General features: G+C 71.5%; 7 protein-coding genes. 6 read left to right on the forward strand and 1 reads right to left on the reverse strand.

Going from position 1 to position 18,827, the window contains the following annotated elements; genetic code table 11:
• Nucleotides 1–350 precede the first annotated feature (350 nt).
• Nucleotides 351–3,116, forward strand: coding sequence for a LuxR family transcriptional regulator (locus O7629_RS10170; RefSeq protein WP_278168842.1), 2,766 nt, complete (start codon nucleotides 351–353; stop codon nucleotides 3,114–3,116).
• Between the two features lie 59 nt (nucleotides 3,117–3,175).
• Here the strand turns inward: O7629_RS10170 and O7629_RS10175 are convergent, their stop codons facing one another.
• The gene (locus O7629_RS10175; protein WP_278168843.1) at nucleotides 3,176–4,000 is read right to left on the reverse strand and encodes an SDR family NAD(P)-dependent oxidoreductase; all 825 of its coding nucleotides are present in this window, start codon (nucleotides 3,998–4,000) and stop codon (nucleotides 3,176–3,178) included.
• Nucleotides 4,001–4,121: 121 nt separating this feature from the next.
• On the opposite strand from O7629_RS10175, the gene O7629_RS10180 reads away from it, so the two are divergent.
• The 5 genes from O7629_RS10180 to O7629_RS10200 all read left to right on the forward strand — a co-directional run bounded on the left by O7629_RS10180 (nucleotide 4,122) and on the right by O7629_RS10200 (nucleotide 18,807).
• Nucleotides 4,122–4,709, forward strand: coding sequence for a TetR/AcrR family transcriptional regulator (locus O7629_RS10180; RefSeq protein ID WP_278168844.1), 588 nt, complete (start codon nucleotides 4,122–4,124; stop codon nucleotides 4,707–4,709).
• A 136-nt stretch (nucleotides 4,710–4,845) separates the two neighbouring features.
• Entirely contained in the window at nucleotides 4,846–5,070 is a 225-nt protein-coding gene (locus O7629_RS10185) for a DUF5988 family protein (protein WP_278168845.1), read from the forward strand.
• Between the two features lie 54 nt (nucleotides 5,071–5,124).
• Nucleotides 5,125–5,574, forward strand: a complete 450-nt coding sequence (locus O7629_RS10190; protein ID WP_278168846.1) for a hypothetical protein — start codon at nucleotides 5,125–5,127, stop codon at nucleotides 5,572–5,574.
• Nucleotides 5,574–7,127, forward strand: coding sequence for an FAD-binding protein (locus O7629_RS10195; RefSeq protein ID WP_278168847.1), 1,554 nt, complete (start codon nucleotides 5,574–5,576; stop codon nucleotides 7,125–7,127). Before O7629_RS10190 ends, O7629_RS10195 begins: the two co-directional genes overlap by 1 nt.
• 100 nt (nucleotides 7,128–7,227) lie before the next feature.
• Nucleotides 7,228–18,807 carry a type I polyketide synthase gene (locus O7629_RS10200; protein ID WP_278168848.1) on the forward strand — a complete coding sequence of 3,860 codons (11,580 nt, stop codon included), beginning with the start codon at nucleotides 7,228–7,230 and terminating at the stop codon, nucleotides 18,805–18,807.
• The last annotated feature ends 20 nt before the right edge of the window (nucleotides 18,808–18,827 follow it).

An 18,827-nucleotide genomic window follows, 5' to 3' on the forward strand; every position in this document is an offset into this window, starting at 1 on the left:
CGATACGGGGCGCGTCGGACGGCGTACCGTCGATGGCCCACGTGCGCGGTGGGAGGTGGCCTAAACTGCCCGGTTTGTCCGCTCGCGGGATCGTGCTCCGGCCAATTGACCTGCGTAGTTCCTGGTCGCCGATCACGCGAATGCGCACACCGCGGCCAGTCCATTGTTAACGCATTCGTAACGCCAATTGTCTGGCCTGGTGATAATCACCCTTCGCCGAAATCCAGGTGTGTGTGGTTCGGTTCGGGGTTTCACCTGGCCGGACCGTTTCGTTGGCAGTTGCCGACGTTCATTTCCCAGAGATGTGGTGCAGCTCTGCGCTGCCGCGGGGGATCCGAAGGGAGAGCTGGATGGTGGACAGCGACAGGCGGGACGAACTGGGGGCCTTGGTGTCGGCCTTCACCTCCTGCGAAGGCGGGCAAGGCCGGGTCACGGTCGTCAAGGGCACCGTCGCCACCGGCAAGACGACACTGCTTCACGCGTTCGCCGACCGGCTGACGGGGGCGCACGTGCTCACCGCCACCGCCTCCCGGCAGGAGCGGCAGATCCCGCTCGGCGTGATCTCTCAGCTACTACGCCGGGCCCAGTTGGCGGCCCCGGTCCGGGAACGGGCGGACGCGCTGATCGCGGAGGCTCGCCGGCCGGACGCCGGCCGCGCAGCCGGGGAACCGGTGGAGCATCGGCTCGGCGCCCTGCTGCTGGAGCTGGCCGACGAGCGCCCCACCATGGCCGGAGTCGACGACGCCGAGTACGCGGACACGGCCTCGCTGCGTTGCCTCCAGTTCACGGCGCGCCGCCTGGACGCCAGCCGGCTGCACATGGTGCTGAGCACCGACCACAAGACGCCGGCCGACTTCCAGTGGTTCGAGACGGAGATCGTCCGTCTGCCGCGCTTCAACCGGATGCGGCTGACGCTGCTCGGCCCGGAGGAGATCGAGGGCATCCTCGCGCCGCACCTCGGCCGGGAGGCCGCACGGCGGCTCGCGCCCTTCTGCCACCGGGTCAGCGGCGGCAACCTCGGCCTACTCAACGCGATCATCGAGGAGTCGCACACCTGGGCGGACGACGGGACCGACGAGATCACCCTCGGTCCCGGCGGCGCCTACGGTCAGGCGGTCGTGGACTGCCTGCGTCGCTGTCCCACCGAGGTCACTGCGGTCGCCCGGGCGGTCGCGGTGCTCAGCGGCGCGGCGGCGGTCCCGCTGATCACCGGCGTGGTCGCCCTCGACGCCGCCACCGTCGCCGCGGCGCTGGAGACGCTCAGCCTCTCCGGGCTCGCCGACGGCCTGCGGCACCCCGCGGCCCGCGCCGCCGTGCTGGACGACCTCGGCCCCGCCGAGCGCCAATCGATCCACAAGCGGGCCGCGCACGCGCTCAACGCGGCGGGCGCACCGGCGGCGGCCGTGGCCGACCACCTCACCGCGGCCGGTGACCAGATCGAGCCGTGGGGAGTGCAGGTGCTGGTCCGAGCCGCCCAGCACGAGATCGACCACGGCAGGTCGACGGCTGCGGTGCGGCACCTGGAACTGGCCCGGGAGCTGAGCACCGAACCGGCCGAGCGGGCGCGGATCATCGCGATGCTCACCTCGGCCGAGTGGCGGATCAGCCCCGCCACCGCCGCCCGGCACCTTCCTCAGCTCGTGGACCTGCTCCGGGCCGGCCGGCTCTCCGGCCCGGAGACGACCACGACAATCCGATACCTGCTCTGGTACGGGCGGCTGGACGACGCCGGTGACGCGCTGGAGCGACTGGTCGGCTCCGCCGGCTCTGCCGACGCACACTCGGCCGCAGAGCTGAACCTGTTCCGGCTCTGGCTCACCTACTCCTACCCGACACTGCTGGAACGGGTACCCGCGGCCCGCGACGCGCTGGCCTCGGAGATCTCGGCCGTCACCGTGGCGACCTCGCCGCAGCTATACGCGGCGAACCTGCTGCGCCTGCTCTCCGCCAACGGCTCCTACGACGACATCTTCGACGGTGCCGAGTACATCCTGCACACCTGCCGCCTCAGCGACGACAACCTGGACCCGCTGATCACCTCGCTCTCTGCACTGGTCTACGTGGACCGGCTCGACGTGGCCGCGCAGCGCTGCGACGCGCTCCTGGCCGAGGCGGTCGCGCGCGGGGTGAACACGTGGCAGGGTGAGCTGTCGCTGATCCGGTCGGTCATCGCGCTGCGCGCCGGTGACCTCGCCGCCGCCATCGAGGCCGCCGAGCGGGCGCTGCGGGTCACCGACGTGGAGTCCTGGGGCGTGCGGATCGGCGGGCCGCTGGCGACGCTCATCCAGGCGTACACCGCGATGGGCGACCACCGGGCCGCCGCGGCGGTGCTGCGTCATCGAGTCCCGGCGGAGATCTTCCAGACCGGCATCGGGCTCTTCTACTGGCAGGCACGCGGCTACCACTACGTGGCGACCGGCCGGCTGGAGGCGGCGGCGAGCGACTTCACCGCGTGCGGCGAGCTGATGACGAAATGGGGACTGGACCTGCCCGGGCTGGTGCCGTGGCGGACCGACCTCGCACAGCTCTACCTGCGGATGGGCCGTACCGAGCAGGCGCGGGTGCTGATCGAGGAGCAGTTGGCGCGGGTGTCCCGCGGCCGCTCCCGGTCCCGCGGCGTGGCGCTGCGACTGCTGGCGGCGGTGTCCGAGCCGCGCCGGCAGCTCGCCCTGCTGCGCCAGTCGATCGAGATCCTGGAGGCGTGCGGCGCGCAGCTCGAGTTGGCCCACGCGCTCGACGATCTGGGCCGCTTCCACCACGCCGCCGGTGAGCTGGACCGGGCGCGCGTGGTCAAGCGACGGTCCTGGTATCTGCTGAAGTGGTGCAGCGTGGTGACGACGTCCACCGAGTCGCAGCACGGCCGCCGGCCGGTCGTGGCCGACGCCGAGCAGCCGGGTGCGGGGGAGGACCAGGAGACCGAACGGCTCAGCGAGGCGGAGCGGCGGGTGGTGGCCTGGGCGGCGCGCGGGCTGACCAACCGGGAGATCGCCCGGAAGCTCTACATCACGGTGAGCACCGTGGAGCAGCACCTCACCCGCGCGTATCGCAAGCTCAAGGTCAGGCGGCGTACCGACCTGCCGACGGAGGCGCAGCTACCACTGGCCGAAACGGCATGACCCTGGCCGGCCGGGCCGGTGACGCCGCGACCGCGACATTACCGGCCCGGCACCGCCGGTCACTCGTTCAGCAGGCTCTTGGTCTCGCGGCGCAACCGCTCCGCGTCCTCCCGATCGGCCGGCGAGACGGGCAGATCCACCCGCTTGGCCTGCTTGTAGGAGGTCAGCGGCTCCGCCGGCGGGTTGTCGATCAGGTTCGCGATCGGCAGCACGCCCTTCTCCGCCGGCGTGGCCAGGGCGCCCGCCAGCTTGATCAGGAACCGGACCGGCTTCGGGAACTGGCCGGAGAAGTTGCTCTTGACGAACACCGGGTTGAAGAAGACGTACCTGATCCGGCCACCGCTGGTGTGCGCGGCGAAGTCGATGCCGAGCAGCTCGTTGGCACGCCGGGTTTGTGCCCAGGCCCGCATGCCGTTGTGCTTGCGGGCGAACATCAGGTCGTCCCAGTTCATCGCCTTCGCTCCGGCGCCGACGACGGCCAGGTTCACGATCACCGGTGCCGGGGCGCCGGCCATCAGTGGCGCGATCTCGTGGCTCAGCACATAGCGGCTGAGGTACGCCAGGGCGAAGCTGTATTCGATGCCCTCGTTGGTCTCCGCCCGGTTCATCCGCAGGTAGGTCGCGCACAGCACCAGTGCGTCCACGGTGCTGAACCGGGCGGCGACCTCCCGCGCGACCCGTCGGTTCTCCGCGACGAGCGCCAGGTCGGCGAGGATGAGATGGTATCGATCCGCCGCGCCGAGCCGGGCCGCCTCGTCCGCCAGCTCGCGCCCCTTCTCCGGGCTGCGGCCGACGACCACGACCTGGTTGCCGGCCTTCAACTCGTGGATCGCGAGCGCACGACCGATGCCGTCCGTACCCCCGGAAATGACGATGGTCTTCATGATCCTCCCCAGCCGGCCGGGCGACGCCGACCCCGAACATTATCCGGAACTCCTGATCCGTTTACGCTCGCGATGCTAGCAGGTTTGCACCGTGCGGTTGGGCTACGCGTACGCTCCGTTCATGCCTCGTGAGTCGGCGAACGTGTCCCCCCGCCCGCTGCGCCGGGACGCCGTCGACAACCGCCGGCGGCTGCTCGGCGCCGCCGCCGAGGCCTTCGCCGAGCACGGTCTGGCGCTCGACGTGCGGGACATCGCCCGGCGGGCCGGTGTCGGGATCGGCACGGTCTACCGGCACTTCGCCACCAAGGAACTACTGGCCGACGCCGTGGTGGCCGACGTGCTCGACCGCTGGGCCGCCACCGTCCGGGAGGCGTCCGGCGCGGCCGACGCCTGGCAGGGGCTCGCCCAGTTCATGGAGCGGTCGCTGGAACTCGTCGCCCAGCATCGCGCGCTGCTCGACGGGCTCGCCGATCCGATGGTCGCGACACCGCGCTTCCAGCAGTGCCAGGACGAACTCCAGCCGGTCCTGGCCGGCATGATCGACCGGGCCCGGGACGCCGGTGTGCTGCGCCCGGAGACCACCCTTGAGGACGTGTCGCTGCTCCTGATCGGACTCGGCCGGATCATCCAGCTCACCGAGGCCCGCTCACCCGGCCACTGGCGCCGCCAGTTGCGCGTCGTTCTCGCCGGCCTCCGACGCCCGGAATAGGTCGGTGTGTGGCTGATAGGGGTCACTAAGGGGTAGGCGGCCCTTCCGCGCTCCGGTTAGCGTTCAATGGCGACGCACCGAATTTCTTTCTCCTTGCCCGCTGATCGCGGGAGGACGGCGCGGAGGAGCTTGTGCGATGAGACATTCCGGTGACGATGGCCTCGTCGATGTGGTGTTGGAGGGCGGTCCGGCGGACCTTCCACCCGAAAGCCGCCTGGTCAAGGCCGTCAAGAGCGACGAGAAGATCAAGATCGAGCATCACGGCGGGTACGAGCACTTCGAGCGCGTCGACGGCGCGCTGGCCGGGAATGGTGATTCGATCACCTATCGATGGACCACCCGCACCAGGATCGCCGAATAGTTCACCGCATTCACGAGCGGACATGGCAGACGATTACGAAAGGGCGGCACGGCGATGAGTGACAGCAGCACCAATTCCGGCACGGCGGACCTTGAGGTGGCCTGCGCCATTCCCGGTGAGACGCCCCAGGACAGCGTCAACTACGTCACGGTCGTCGCGCCGGACAAGGTTGCCGCCGGCGGCGAGATCCACCTTGAGGTCACGCTGCGCAGCCGCGCGGCCACCCCGAGGCTACTGGCCCGTAACGAGGTGACCGCCGAGCTGGAGGTGATCGTGGGCGGTGCGGGCGAGGGCACGCTGACCGTCACCGGGCTCACCAACCCGGCGGAGATTCCGAAGGGCGGCACGGTGTTCCTCAGCGGCGGCACGGTCACGCTGCGCGCGGAGCGGCCGGGCAACTACACGTTCACCCCCGGCGACCACACCGTGGTGACCTCCGACCACCCCGTGGTCTGCACGGTCACGGGCGGGTCCGCGATCGTGGCCAGGACCGAGGTCGCCTGATGACCGGCGTGCCCGTCGAGGCGCCCGCCGCCGGCCGGCTGACCTCGGTGGCCGCCACCGTGCTGCCCGGTGATCCCCGCTACGACGACCTCGTCCGCGGCTGGAACGCCCGCTTCGCCGGTACCCCGGACTACGTACGGCTGGTCGCGTCCACCGAGGACGTCGTCTCGGCCGTGCAGGAGGCGGTGGACAGCGGCCGGCGCATCGCAGTCCGCAGCGGCGGTCACTGTTTCGAGGACTTCGTCACCAACCCCGAGATCCGGGTCGTCGTCGACCTGACGGCGCTGACCTCGATCGGCTACGACCCCGGCATGCGCGCCTTCGAGGCGGGCGCCGGCGCGCTCATCGGCGAGGTGAACCGCACGCTCTTCCGCCAGTGGGGCGTCGCCCTGCCGGCCGGGACCTGCCCATCGGTCGGTCTCGGCGGCCACATCGCGGGCGGCGGCTGGGGTCCGCTGTCGCGGCTGTTCGGCTCCGTCGTCGACCACCTCTACGCCGTCGAGGTCGTCGTGGTCGACGAGGACGGCCGGGCCAGGGCCGTCGTCGCCACCCGGGAACCCGACGACCCGTACCACGACCTGTGGTGGGCGCACACCGGCGGCGGAGGCGGCAACTTCGGCGTCGTGACCCGCTACTGGTTCCGCTCGCCCGGCGCCACCGGCCACGATCCCGGCACACTCCTGCCCTCCCCACCGGCCAGGATGATCGTCGCCCAGGTGCTCTGGCCCTGGGCCGCGATGAGCGAGGAGTCGTTCAGCACCCTGCTGCGCAACCACGGCGCCTGGCACGAACGCAACAGCGACCCCGGCTCGCCCTACGCCGGCCTCTACAGCGTGATCGGCGCGACGCCGCGGGAGGGCGCCGGCGTCATCATCATGAGCATCCAGTTCGACGCCACGGTGCCGGACGCCGAACAACTGCTCACCGACTATCTCGCCGCGCTCGGCGACGGTGTCGGCGTCGATCCCGTCGTCCTGGAACGGCACGTCCTGCCCTGGCTGCACACCACCACCTGGCCCGGAGTGACGGACCGCGCCGACCACACCCGGCGGGCCAAGTTCAAGACCGCCTATCTGCGCCGGAGCCTCTCCGACGCCCAGATCACCGCGGTCTACAACAGCCTGACCACGCCCGGCTACCGCAACATGACCGCCGGCATCATGCTGGCCAGCTATGGCGGCGCAGTGAACGCCGTCGCCTCGGACGCCACCGCCATGCCGCAGCGCGACTCGGTGCTGCGCCTGATCTTCGCCACCGAGTGGACCGACCCGGCCGAAGACGAGCGGCACCTCACCTGGATCCGTACCTTCTACCGCGACGTCTGGGCCGACACCGGAGGCGTGCCCGCGCCCGGCGACACGGCCGCCGGATGCCACATCAACTACGCGGACGCCGACGTGGCCGATCCGGCGTGGAACACCTCCGGCGTCGGCTGGCACACCCTGTACTACCTCGGCAACTACCCACGGCTCCAGCAGATCAAGGCGCGCTGGGACCCCCGCGACGAGTTCCGGCACGCGCTCGGCGTCCGGCCTCCGCAGCCCGGACGCTGATCCGTCCGTGCACGGCCATCGGCGGCGGCGTATCCCCCGAACGCCGCCGCCGGGTCGTGGACGGACCGCGCCCCGCCCGCCCGAGTGACGAAGAGGCGATATGCACGAGCAAGAGAAGGTCGTCGACTACCTCAAGCGGGTCACGGCGGACCTACAGCGAACCCGGAACCGCCTCCGTGAGCTGGAGGAGAAGCGCGACGAACCGCTGGCGATCATCGGGATGAGCTGCCGGCTCCCGGGCGGCGCGACGTCACCGGAGGCGCTGTGGCAGCTACTCCTGGACGGCCGCGACGCCATCGTCCCCTTCCCGTCCGACCGCGGCTGGAACCTCGGGGCGCTCCACGACCCGGACCCGGACCACCCCGGCACCACCTACGTGCGCGGCGGCGGCTTCCTCGACGACATCGCTGGCTTCGACGCCGCCTTCTTCGGCATCAACCCGCGCGAGGCACTCGCGATGGACCCGCAACAGCGACTGCTGCTGGAAGCGGGCTGGACCGCCGTCGAATCCGCCGGCCTGCGGCCGCCCGCGCTGCGCGGCAGCCGTACCGGCGTCTTCGTCGGCATCGGCGGGCCCGAGTACGCCACCCTGGTCGCAGGCGACGGCGGCGGCCTGGAGGGCTACGCCGTCACCGGGAACGCGGCCAGCGTCGCGTCCGGCCGCCTCGCGTACACGATGGGGTTCGAAGGACCCGCGGTCACCGTCGACACCGCCTGCTCGTCCTCGCTGGTGGCCCTGCATCTTGCCGGCGACGCGCTGCGCAAGGGGGAGTGCACGCTTGCCCTCGTCGGCGGCGCCATGGTGCACGCCGCCACGGACGGCATCATCGCCTTCTCCCGGCAGCGCGGCCTCGCCGCCGACGGCCGATGCAAGGCGTTCTCCGACAGCGCCGACGGATTCGGCATGTCCGAGGGTGTCGCAATGCTCCTGGTCGAGCGGCTCTCCGACGCGCGCCGCAACAACCACAAGATCCTTGCTCTGGTACGCGGCAGTGCGGTGAACCAGGACGGTGCGTCCAGTGGTCTGACAGCGCCGAACGGGCCTTCGCAGCAGCGGGTGATCCGGGCGGCGTTGGCGAATGCGGGTCTGTCGGTGCGGGATGTGGATGCGGTGGAGGCGCACGGTACGGGTACGGCGTTGGGTGATCCGATCGAGGCGCAGGCGTTGCTGGCCACGTACGGTCAGCAGCGTGGCGAGGCGGGCCCGCTCTGGCTGGGGTCGCTGAAGTCGAACATCGGTCATACGCAGGCTGCTGCTGGTGTGGCTGGTGTGATCAAGATGGTGCAGGCGATGCGGCATGGAGTGCTGCCCCGCACGCTGCATGTGGACCAGTCGTCGTCCAAGGTGGACTGGGCGTCCGGAGCGGTGGCGCTGCTGACCGAGGCCCGCGACTGGCCCGAGGCGGCGGACCGGCCGCGTCGGGCGGCGGTGTCCTCGTTCGGCGTGAGTGGCACGAACGCGCACGTCATCCTCGAAGCGGCACCCGCCGCCGAACCGGTCGAATCGGCGCCGGCACCGCCGATGGTGCCGTTCGTCATCTCCGGCCGTTCGGCGACGGCGCTGCGCGGCCAGGCCGTCCGTCTCAACGACACCCCGCTCACGGATCCGCTGCGGGATGTCGCCCACTCCCTGTTCCACCACCGCGTGGCCTTCGAGCATCGTGCGGTCATCGCTGCCGGTGAGCCGGATCGGCTGCGTGCCGCGTTGGATGCGCTGGCGGTCGGTGGTCCGTCGCCGGTGTTGGTGGAGGGTGTGGCGCATCGTGCGGTGCGTCGTCCTGCTTTTGTGTTTCCGGGTCAGGGTTCGCAGTGGGTGGGTATGGCGTCGGAGTTGCGGGCGCAGTCTCCGGTGTTCCGTGACCGTTTCGCCGAGTGTGAGCGCGCGTTGGCGCCGTTTGTGGACTGGCGGTTGTCTGAGGTGGTCGACGACGAGGTGGCGTTGGGGCGGGTTGATGTGGTGCAGCCGGTGTTGTGGGCGGTGATGGTGTCGCTGGCGGAGGTGTGGTCGTCGTTCGGTGTGAAGCCGTCGGTGGTGGTGGGTCATTCGCAGGGTGAGGTCGCCGCCGCGTGTGTGGCGGGCCTGCTGAGCCTGGATGACGGTGCCCGGATAGTCGCGTCTCGTTCGGCGTTGGTGGCGTCGAAGCTGGCCGGCAGGGGTGGGATGGTGTCGGTCTCGGCTTCCCGCGAGGAGGTGGAGTCGTGGCTGGTCGGACTGTCGGTGGCGGCGGTGAACGGCCCGTCGAGCCTGGTCGTGGCCGGTGACGACCGGCTGCTGGACGCTCTCCTCAGCCGTTGTGAGGAGGCGGGAGTTCGTGCCCGTCGGATCGCGGTGGACTACGCCTCCCATTCGGTCGACGTGGAGACGATCGAAACAGACCTGCGCGCCGCCCTGGCCGGGATCGTCCCGACGACAGGTGGTGTCCCGTTCTTCTCCACCGTCACCGGCCAGTTCGAGTCGGTGGTTGACGCGGACTACTGGTACCGGAATCTGCGTCAACCAGTCGGTTTCGCGACTGCCGTCCAGACATTGGTGGCCGATGGCGTGGACGCATTCGTGGAAGTGTCCGCGCATCCGGTGTTGACCACCGCGATCGAGGACACCGTCGAAGACGCCGCCGTTGTCGTCGGGACGTTGCGTCGGGATGAGGGTGGTCTGCAACGGCTGTATCTGAGTCTTGGTGAGGCGTGGACACGTGGCCTGCCGGTCGACTTCACCCCGGCATTCGGGAACAACCCGCAACTGGTGGACCTGCCGACCTACGCCTTCCAACGAGAGCGTTTCTGGCTCGATCCCACACCGACGCACGGTGGTGATCCGGCGACGCTGGGCCTGACCGCCGCCGGCCACCCTTTGTTGGGCGCCGCCGTCCCCCTGGCCGACGGTGACGGTGTCGTCTTGACCGGTCGGATCGGTCTGCACACCCACCCCTGGCTGGCTGATCATGCGGTCAACGGGACGGTTCTGCTGCCCGGGACCGCCTTTGTCGAGTTGGCGTTGCGGGCTGGTGACGAGGCCGGCTGTGGCCGGCTTGCCGAGCTGACCCTGCACGCGCCGTTGACTGTCACCCCGCGTACGGGTGTCGAGGTGCAGGTCCGGGTCACGGTTCCTGACGACAGCGGCGCCCGTACTGTCACCATCCACTCCCGCGACGACGATGACGACGACGTGTGGACCATGCACGCCTCCGGCTCGTTGACCGCCACACCGTCCCTACCCGCCGCCGCGCCGATGGCCTGGCCGCCGGCCGGCGCCACCGCGCTGGACCTGGACGGCTTCTACGACCGCCTCGCCGCAGACGGGTACGACTACGGCCCCGTGTTCCGAGGGCTGCGTGCCGTATGGCGCCGTGGCGACGAGATCTTCGCCGAGGCCGGGCTGCCCGAGCCGGCGCACGCCGACGGGTTCGGCCTGCATCCGGCGCTGCTGGACGCGGCACTGCACGCAACGCTCGCGATCGGGGACGGCGAAGTGCGGCTGCCGTTCGCCTGGACCGGTGTGACCCTGCATGCGACGGGGGCGACCGTGCTGCGGGTCCGGCTGAGCCCGGCCGGGTCCGGCACCGCGATCCACGCCACCGACGCCGCAGGACACCCGGTCTTCACCGCAGACGCGCTCGTCTCCCGCCGGGTCACCCCGGCGACCTCCGCGACCGGACCTGACTCGCTGTTCCAGGTGAACTGGGTACGGTCGCCGGCCCTGGACGCCCCCGCACCGCGCATCGCCGTCCTGGGCGACGACACGCTGGGCCTGCACGCCTCGGGTGTCGTTCCCACCGCCTACGCCGGCCTCGGCACCGTCACCGACGTCCCTGACATCCTCGCGGTCTGCCGCGCCGGCACGGGCACGCTGGACCCGGCTGCCGTACGCGCGTCCACCGCCGGGCTGCTGGACGTGCTCCAGGAGTGGCTCTCCGACGAGCGCTTCGCGGCCACCCGGCTCGCGATCGTGACCAGGGGTGCGATGTCGTGCGGGGACGACGCGCCCGGAACGGATCCGTCGCTCGCGCCGCTGTGGGGCCTGGTCCGCTCGGCCCAGTCCGAGCACCCCGGCCGGATCGTGCTCGCCGACCTGGATCCCGGGCGTACCGCCGACGACACGCCGCTTCCCGCCGCCCTCGCCAGCGCGGAGCCACAGATCGCACTCCGCGACGGCGCCCTGCTCGTGCCGCGGCTCGTGCGTGCCGGACAGGCGCGCGGGCTCGTACCCCCGGTGGATGCCGACTGGAGGCTCGAGGTCACCGCGCCGGGCACCCTGGAGAACCTCGTCCTCGCGCCGCAGCCGGCACGCGCGGTGCGTACCGGCGAGATCCGGGTGGCCGTGCACGCCGCCGGCCTCAACTTCCGCGACGTGATGATCAGCCTCGGCATGTACCCGGATGCGGCGGCCGCCACCATGGGCGGTGAGGGCGCCGGCGTGGTCGTCGAGGTCGGACCCGGTGTGACCGGACTGTCTGTCGGCGACCGGGTGCTGGGCCTGATGCCCGGCGGTCTCGGCCCCTCGGTCGTCGTCGACCACCGGCTCGTCGTCCCGATCCCCCCGGGAATGTCCTTCACCGTCGCCGCATCGATCCCCGTCGCGTTCCTGACTGCGTATTACGCGTTGGTGGATGTGGCGGGTGTGCGTGTGGGTGAGCGGGTGTTGGTGCATGCGGCTGCGGGTGGTGTGGGGATGGCGGCGGTGCGGTTGGCGGGTGTGTTGGGGGCGGAGGTGGTGGCGACGGCGCGTCCGGACAAGTGGGGTGTGGTGGGTGTGGCGGGGGTGTGTTCGTCGCGGTCGTTGGAGTTTGCGTCGGTGTTTTCGGGTGTGGATGTGGTGGTGAATTCGCTGGCGGGTGAGTTCGTCGACGCGTCGTTGGGGTTGCTCGGCAACGGCGGTCGGTTTGTGGAGCTGGGTAAGACGGACGTGCGGGATCCATCCGTGGTCGCGGCCGCTCATCCGGGCGTGACCTACCGCGCCTTCGACCTGGTGGAGGCGGCACCGGAACGCATCGGCGAGATGCTGCGCGACATCGTACGGATGATCACCGACGGAGTACTGCGCCCGCTGCCGGTCACCGCCTGGGACATCCGGCGGGCACCGGACGCGTTCCGGCATCTGGCGCAGGCGAGGCACGTGGGCAAGCTGGTGCTGAGCATCCCCCGGCCGCTGGATCCGGACGGAACCGTGCTGATCACCGGCGGGACCGGAGGTCTGGGACGACTGCTCGCCCGGCACCTCGTCCGACGGCACGGCGTCCGGCATCTACTGCTGGCCGCCCGGCGCGGCGCGGCGACGCCCGGGGTGACGGAGTTGACGGCCGAACTCGCCGCGGACGGCGCGGACGTACGCGTCGTCGCCTGCGACGTGACAGACCGTGCCGAGGTCGTGCGCCTGCTGTCGGCCGTCGCGCCGGAACATCCGCTGACCGCCGTCGTGCACACCGCCGGCGTCCTGGACGACGGCCTGGTCACCTCGCTCGACCACGCCCGCCTCGACACCGTCATGCGGCCCAAGGCGGATGCCGCCTGGCACCTGCACGAGCTGACCGCGCCACTGGGACTCGCGCGGTTCGTGCTCTTCTCTGCGGCCTCCGGCACGCTCGGCGGCCCGGGCCAGGGCAACTACGCGGCGGCGAACGTCTTCCTCGACTCGCTCGCCGAGTTCCGCCGCTCCCAAGGGCTACCGGCGGTGTCGCTGGCCTGGGGACTGTGGGCGGAACGCAGCGGGATGACCGGGCACCTCGACGACGCCGACCTGGCGCGGATGGCCCGGGGTGGCATCGCGGCGCTCACCGCCGAGGAAGGGCTGGCGCTCTTCGACGCGGCGTTCGAGGCGGACACGGCGCAGCTCGTACCGCTCCGACTGGATCTTCGGGCGTTGCGCGCCCGGCCCTACGAGGATCTGCCTGCGGTCCTGCGCGGCCTGGTCCGGACCCCGGCCCGGCGCGTCGCCGCAGTCGACGGCCCGGCCGACCGTGACAGCCTGACCGCCCGGCTGGCCGCGCTGAGCGCTCCGGAACGCCGCAACCACCTGCGTGACCTCGTCCGCGCGCACGCCGCCACGGTGCTCGGACACACGGCCGACACCGCGATCGACCCGGGGCGCGCCTTCAAGGACCTCGGGTTCGACTCGTTGACCGGTGTCGAACTGCGCAACCGGCTCGGTGCCGCCACCGGCGTACGGCTGACCGCGACGCTCGTCTTCGACTATCCGACACCGGAGGCGCTCGCCGAGCACCTCGACGCGACGCTGTTCGGCACCGCCGCCGCTGCTGCCGGGCCGGCCGTCGTGCGCGCCACCGCGGACGCCGGCGAACCGATCGCCATCGTCGGCATGAGCTGCCGGCTGCCCGGCGGCGTCGACTCCCCGGACGCGCTCTGGCGTCTGCTGTACGACGGCGCCGACGCCACCTCGGAATTCCCCACCGACCGTGGCTGGGACCACGCGTCTCTCTTCGATCCCGACCCCGGCCACGCCGGCACCTCCTACTCCTCGCGTGGCGGCTTCGTCCAGGCGGCCGACCGCTTCGACGCCGGCTTCTTCGGCATCTCGCCACGGGAAGCGCTGGCCATGGACCCGCAGCAGCGACTGTTGCTGGAGACGTCCTGGGAGGCGTTCGAGGCCGCCGGTCTCGATCCCGCGACGCTGCGCGGCAGCCGTACGGCGGTCATGGTCGGGGCCAGCCGTCAGGACTACGCGACGCTCCAGGCCGGCACGCCGGAGGAGATCGAAGGCTATCTGGTCACCGGCAATGCGGCCAGCGTCGTGTCCGGCCGTCTGTCGTACACGTTCGGGCTGGAGGGCCCGGCGGTCACCGTGGACACCGCCTGCTCGTCGTCGCTGGTGGCGTTGCACCTGGCCGCGCAGGCGCTGCGGCAGGGCGAATGCGATCTGGCGCTGGCCGGCGGCGTGACCATCATGTCGACGCCCGGCATCTTCGTGGAGTTTTCGCGTCAGCGAGGTCTGGCCGCCGACGGCCGCTGCAAGGCGTTCTCCGCCTCGGCGGACGGGTTCGGTATGTCCGAGGGCGTCGGCATGCTGCTGCTGGAGCGGCTCTCCGACGCACGCCGTAACAACCACAGGATCCTTGCCTTGGTACGCGGCAGCGCGGTGAACCAGGACGGCGCGTCCAACGGTCTGACGGCGCCGAACGGTCCGTCCCAGGAGCGGGTGATCCGAGCGGCGCTGGCGAGCGCTGTTCTGTCCACTGCGGACGTGGATGCGGTGGAGGCGCATGGTACGGGTACGACGTTGGGCGATCCGATCGAGGCGCAGGCGTTGTTGGCCACGTATGGCCGGGAGCGTGGCGAGGCGGGCCCGCTCTGGCTGGGGTCGCTGAAGTCGAACATCGGTCATACGCAGGCTGCTGCGGGTGTGGCTGGTGTGATCAAGATGGTGTTGGCGATGCGGTACGAGCGGCTGCCCCGGACGCTGCATGCTGACGAGCCGTCGCCGCACGTCGACTGGTCGGCCGGCGACCTGCGCCTGCTCACCGAGCCCCGGGATTGGTCCGGCAACGGACACCCGCGCCGGGCCGGCGTCTCCTCGTTCGGCGTGAGCGGCACCAACGCGCACGTCATCCTCGAAGAGGCGCCCGATTCCGGGACCGCACCCGAGCGGACCGGCGATCCGTACCCCATGCTCCCGTTCGTGCTGTCCGGCCGCGACGGTACCGCGGTCCGCGCCCAGGCTCACCGCCTCTCCGCGCACCTCGGCCTCTCTGTGCCCCCAAGCGTCGATGTGCTACCGGATGTCGCCCACTCCCTGTTCCACCACCGCGCGGCCTTCGAGCATCGTGCGGTAGTCGCTGCCGGTGAGCCGGATCGGCTGCGTGCCGCGTTGGACGCGCTGGCCGTGGGGGATCCGACCGCAGGCTCGGTCGAGGGCGCCGCGACGGGTGCGGTGCGTCGGGTCGCTCTGGTGTTTCCGGGTCAGGGTTCGCAGTGGGTGGGTATGGCGTCGGAGTTGCGGGCGCAGTCTGCGGTGTTTCGTGAGCGTTTCGCCGAGTGTGAGCGTGCGTTGGCGCCGTTTGTGGACTGGCGGTTGTCTGAGGTGGTCGACGACGAGGTGGCGTTGGGGCGGGTTGATGTGGTGCAGCCGGTGTTGTGGGCGGTGATGGTGTCGCTGGCGGAGGTGTGGTCGTCGTTTGGTGTGAAGCCGTCGGTGGTGGTGGGTCATTCGCAGGGTGAGGTCGCCGCCGCGTGTGTGGCGGGCCTGCTGAGCCTGGATGACGGTGCCCGGATAGTCGCGTCTCGTTCGGCGTTGGTGGCGTCGAAGCTGGCCGGCAGGGGTGGGATGGTGTCGGTCTCGGCTTCCCGCGAGGAGGTGGAGTCGTGGCTGGTCGGACTGTCGGTGGCGGCGGTGAACGGCCCGTCGAGCCTGGTCGTGGCCGGTGACGACCGGCTGCTGGACGCTCTCCTCAGCCGTTGTGAGGAGGCGGGAGTTCGTGCCCGTCGGATCGCGGTGGACTACGCCTCCCATTCGGTCGACGTGGAGACGATCGAAACAGACCTGCGCGCCGCCCTGGCCGGGATCGTCCCGACGACAGGTGGTGTCCCGTTCTTCTCCACCGTCACTGGCCGGTTCGAGTCGGTGGTTGACGCGGACTACTGGTACCGGAATCTGCGTCAACCAGTCGGTTTCGCGGCTGCCGTCCAGACATTGGTGGCCGATGGCGTGGACGCATTCGTGGAAGTGTCCGCGCATCCGGTGTTGACCACCGCGATCGAGGACACCGTCGAAGACGCCGCCGTTGTCGTCGGGACGTTGCGTCGGGATGAGGGTGGTCTGCAACGGCTGTATCTGAGTCTTGGTGAGGCGTGGACACGTGGCCTGCCGGTCGACTTCACCCCGGCATTCGGGAACAACCCGCAACTGGTGGACCTGCCGACCTACGCCTTCCAACGAGAGCGTTTCTGGCTCGATCCCACACCGACGCACGGTGGTGATCCGGCGACGCTGGGCCTGACCGCCGCCGGGCACCCGCTGCTCGGCGCCGCCGTCCCGCTGGCCGATGGTGACGGTGTGGTGCTGACCGGCAGGATCGGCCTGCACACCCACCCCTGGCTCGCCGACCACACCGTGCTCGGTTCCGTCCTGCTGCCCGGGACCGGCTTCGTCGAGCTGGCTCTGCGGGCCGGTGACGAAGCCGGCTGCGGCGTCCTAGACGAACTGACCCTGCAAGCCCCGCTGGTGATCCCCGCACACGGTGCCGTCCACGTGCAGGTTCGTGTCGCCGCAGCGGACCAGGACGGCACGCGGGCCGTCACCATCCACTCCCGCGACGGCGATGCCCCCTGGGCTACGCACGCCACCGGCCTGCTGACCGCCGCGCCCTCCCGGCCCGGCACGGCCGCCCCGATGGCGTGGCCGCCGGCCGGCGCCACCGCACTGGACCTGGACGGCTTCTACGACCGCCTCGCCGCCGACGGGTACGACTACGGCCCGGTGTTCCGAGGGCTGCGTGCCGCCTGGCGCCATGGCGAGGAACTCTTCGCCGAGGTCGGGCTGCCGGACCCGGCGGACACCGCCGGCTTCGGCGTGCATCCGGCGCTACTGGACGCGGCACTGCACGCGATGCTCGCGGTCGGGGACGGCGAGGTACGGCTGCCGTTCGCCTGGACTGGCGTGACCCTGCACGCCACCGGGGCGACCGTGCTGCGAGTGCGGCTGAGCCCGGCCAGGTCCGGTACCGCGATCCACGCCATCGACGCCGCAGGTCACCCGGTCTTCACCGCCGACGCGCTCGTCTCCCGTCCGGTCGACCCGGCCGCGCTCGCCTCGGCCACCACCCGCCAGGCACAGGCGTCCCTGTTCCGCGTCGGCTGGGAGGCGGCCGCAACCACCGAGGCGCGGCCGGCCCGGACAGCCCTGCTCGGCGCGGACGTCTTCGGGCTGCTGCCCGCCGGCGTCGCCTCGACCGGTTACCAGGATCTCGCCGAGATGACCGATTTTCCGGAAGTGGTGGCGGTCTGCTCCGGCACCGACCCCGCCACACCCGAGGCCGTCCACGCCGCCACCACCAGTCTGCTGCTCCTGTTGCAGCGCTGGCTGGCCGACGACCGGCTCGCCGACACCCGGCTCGCCGTCGTCACCCGTGGCGCGGTCGCGGCCACGGAGCACGACGACGTACCCGATCTGGCGCACGCCGCCCTGTGGGGCCTTGTCCGGTCGGCGCAGACCGAACACCCCGGGCGGTTCCTCCTGATCGACCTCGACCCGGATGCCGGTCTCGCCGCCGACCTGCTGACCGCCGCCCTGTCCGGCGCCGCACCACAGACGGCCCTGCGCGGCGACGCGCTCCTCACCCCCCGGCTCGTCCCGCGGCCGATGGCACGCGCCGAACTTCCGGCAATCGCGGACGGCACCGTACTGATCACCGGTGGCACCGGCGGCCTGGGCGCGCAACTGGCCCGCCACCTCGTCATCCGGTACGGCGCCGGCCGGCTGCTGTTGGCGAGTCGGGCCGGAGCCGACGCGCCGGGCGCCGACGCACTACGCGCGGAGCTGGCGACGCTCGGCGCCGAGGCCGAGATCGTCGCCTGCGACATCGCCGACCCGGACGACGTGGCACGGCTGCTGGAACGCATCCCGGCGGAGCACCCGCTGACCGGGGTGGTGCACGCCGCCGGTGCGCTGGACGACGGCATGCTGACCTCGCTCTCCACCGACCGGGTCGAGGCGGTGCTCCGCCCGAAGGTGGACGGCGCGCTGCACCTGCACCGGCTGACCGCTGCGGCGAAACCGGCGCTGTTCGCGCTCTTCTCCTCGGCCGCCGGCGTGCTCGGCTCGGCCGGGCAGGCCAACTACGCGGCGGCCAACGCCTTCCTCGACGCGCTCGCGGCGCATCGGCGCGCCACGGGGCTGCCGGCGACATCGCTGGCCTGGGGACTGTGGGAGCAGTCGAGCGGGATGACGGACCGGCTGGACGCACAGGACCGGCGGCGGATGTCCCGGTCGGGTCTGACACCGCTCTCCACCGAGGACGGGCTGGCGCTGTTCGACCTCGCGATCGCCGGGCCGGCACCGGCGGTCGTACCGATCCGGCTGGATCCGGCCGAAGACGCAGACGCCGACGCGCCGATGCTGCGCGGCCTGGTGCGCGCACCACGCCGCCGGGCCGCCCGGAACACGGTAACCGCAGACGGCTTCCGGGACCGGCTGGCCGCGATGCCGGAGGGACAGCGCGCCGCGGCGGTGCTGACGCTGGTCCGTACGCACGCGGCGGCCGTGCTGGGGCACAACGGGCCCGGCGCGGTGGATCCCAGACGCGGCTTCCAGCAGTCCGGCTTCGACTCGCTGACCGCCGTGGACCTGCGCAACCGGCTCGGTGCCGCGGTCGGCATCCGGCTACCGGCCACGCTGATCTTCGACTATCCGTCGCCGGCCGTGCTCGCCGAACACCTGACCGCGCGCCTGACCGCCACGATGACGGCCACCCCGGCACCCGCCGCCGCACCGGAACCGATACGGCCGGGAGCCCTCCTGGCCGAACTCGACCGGCTGGAGTCGGCGCTCGCCGGAGCACGGCCCGACGACGAGGACAGTGCGCGGATCGGTGCCCGGCTGCACCGGCTGGCCGCCGCGTGGAGCGGTCGCCCGGAACCCGTCCCGGCTGGCGCCGCCGTCACCGACCGGCTCAAGGCCGCGTCGGCCGACGAGATCTTCGCCTTCATCCAGAACGAACTCGGCAAGTCCTGACCACGCCGCTCCAACCGCCC

The sequence above is a fragment of the Solwaraspora sp. WMMD792 genome (assembly GCF_029626105.1).
In the GTDB taxonomy this organism is placed as follows: Bacteria; Actinomycetota; Actinomycetes; order Mycobacteriales; family Micromonosporaceae; genus Micromonospora_E.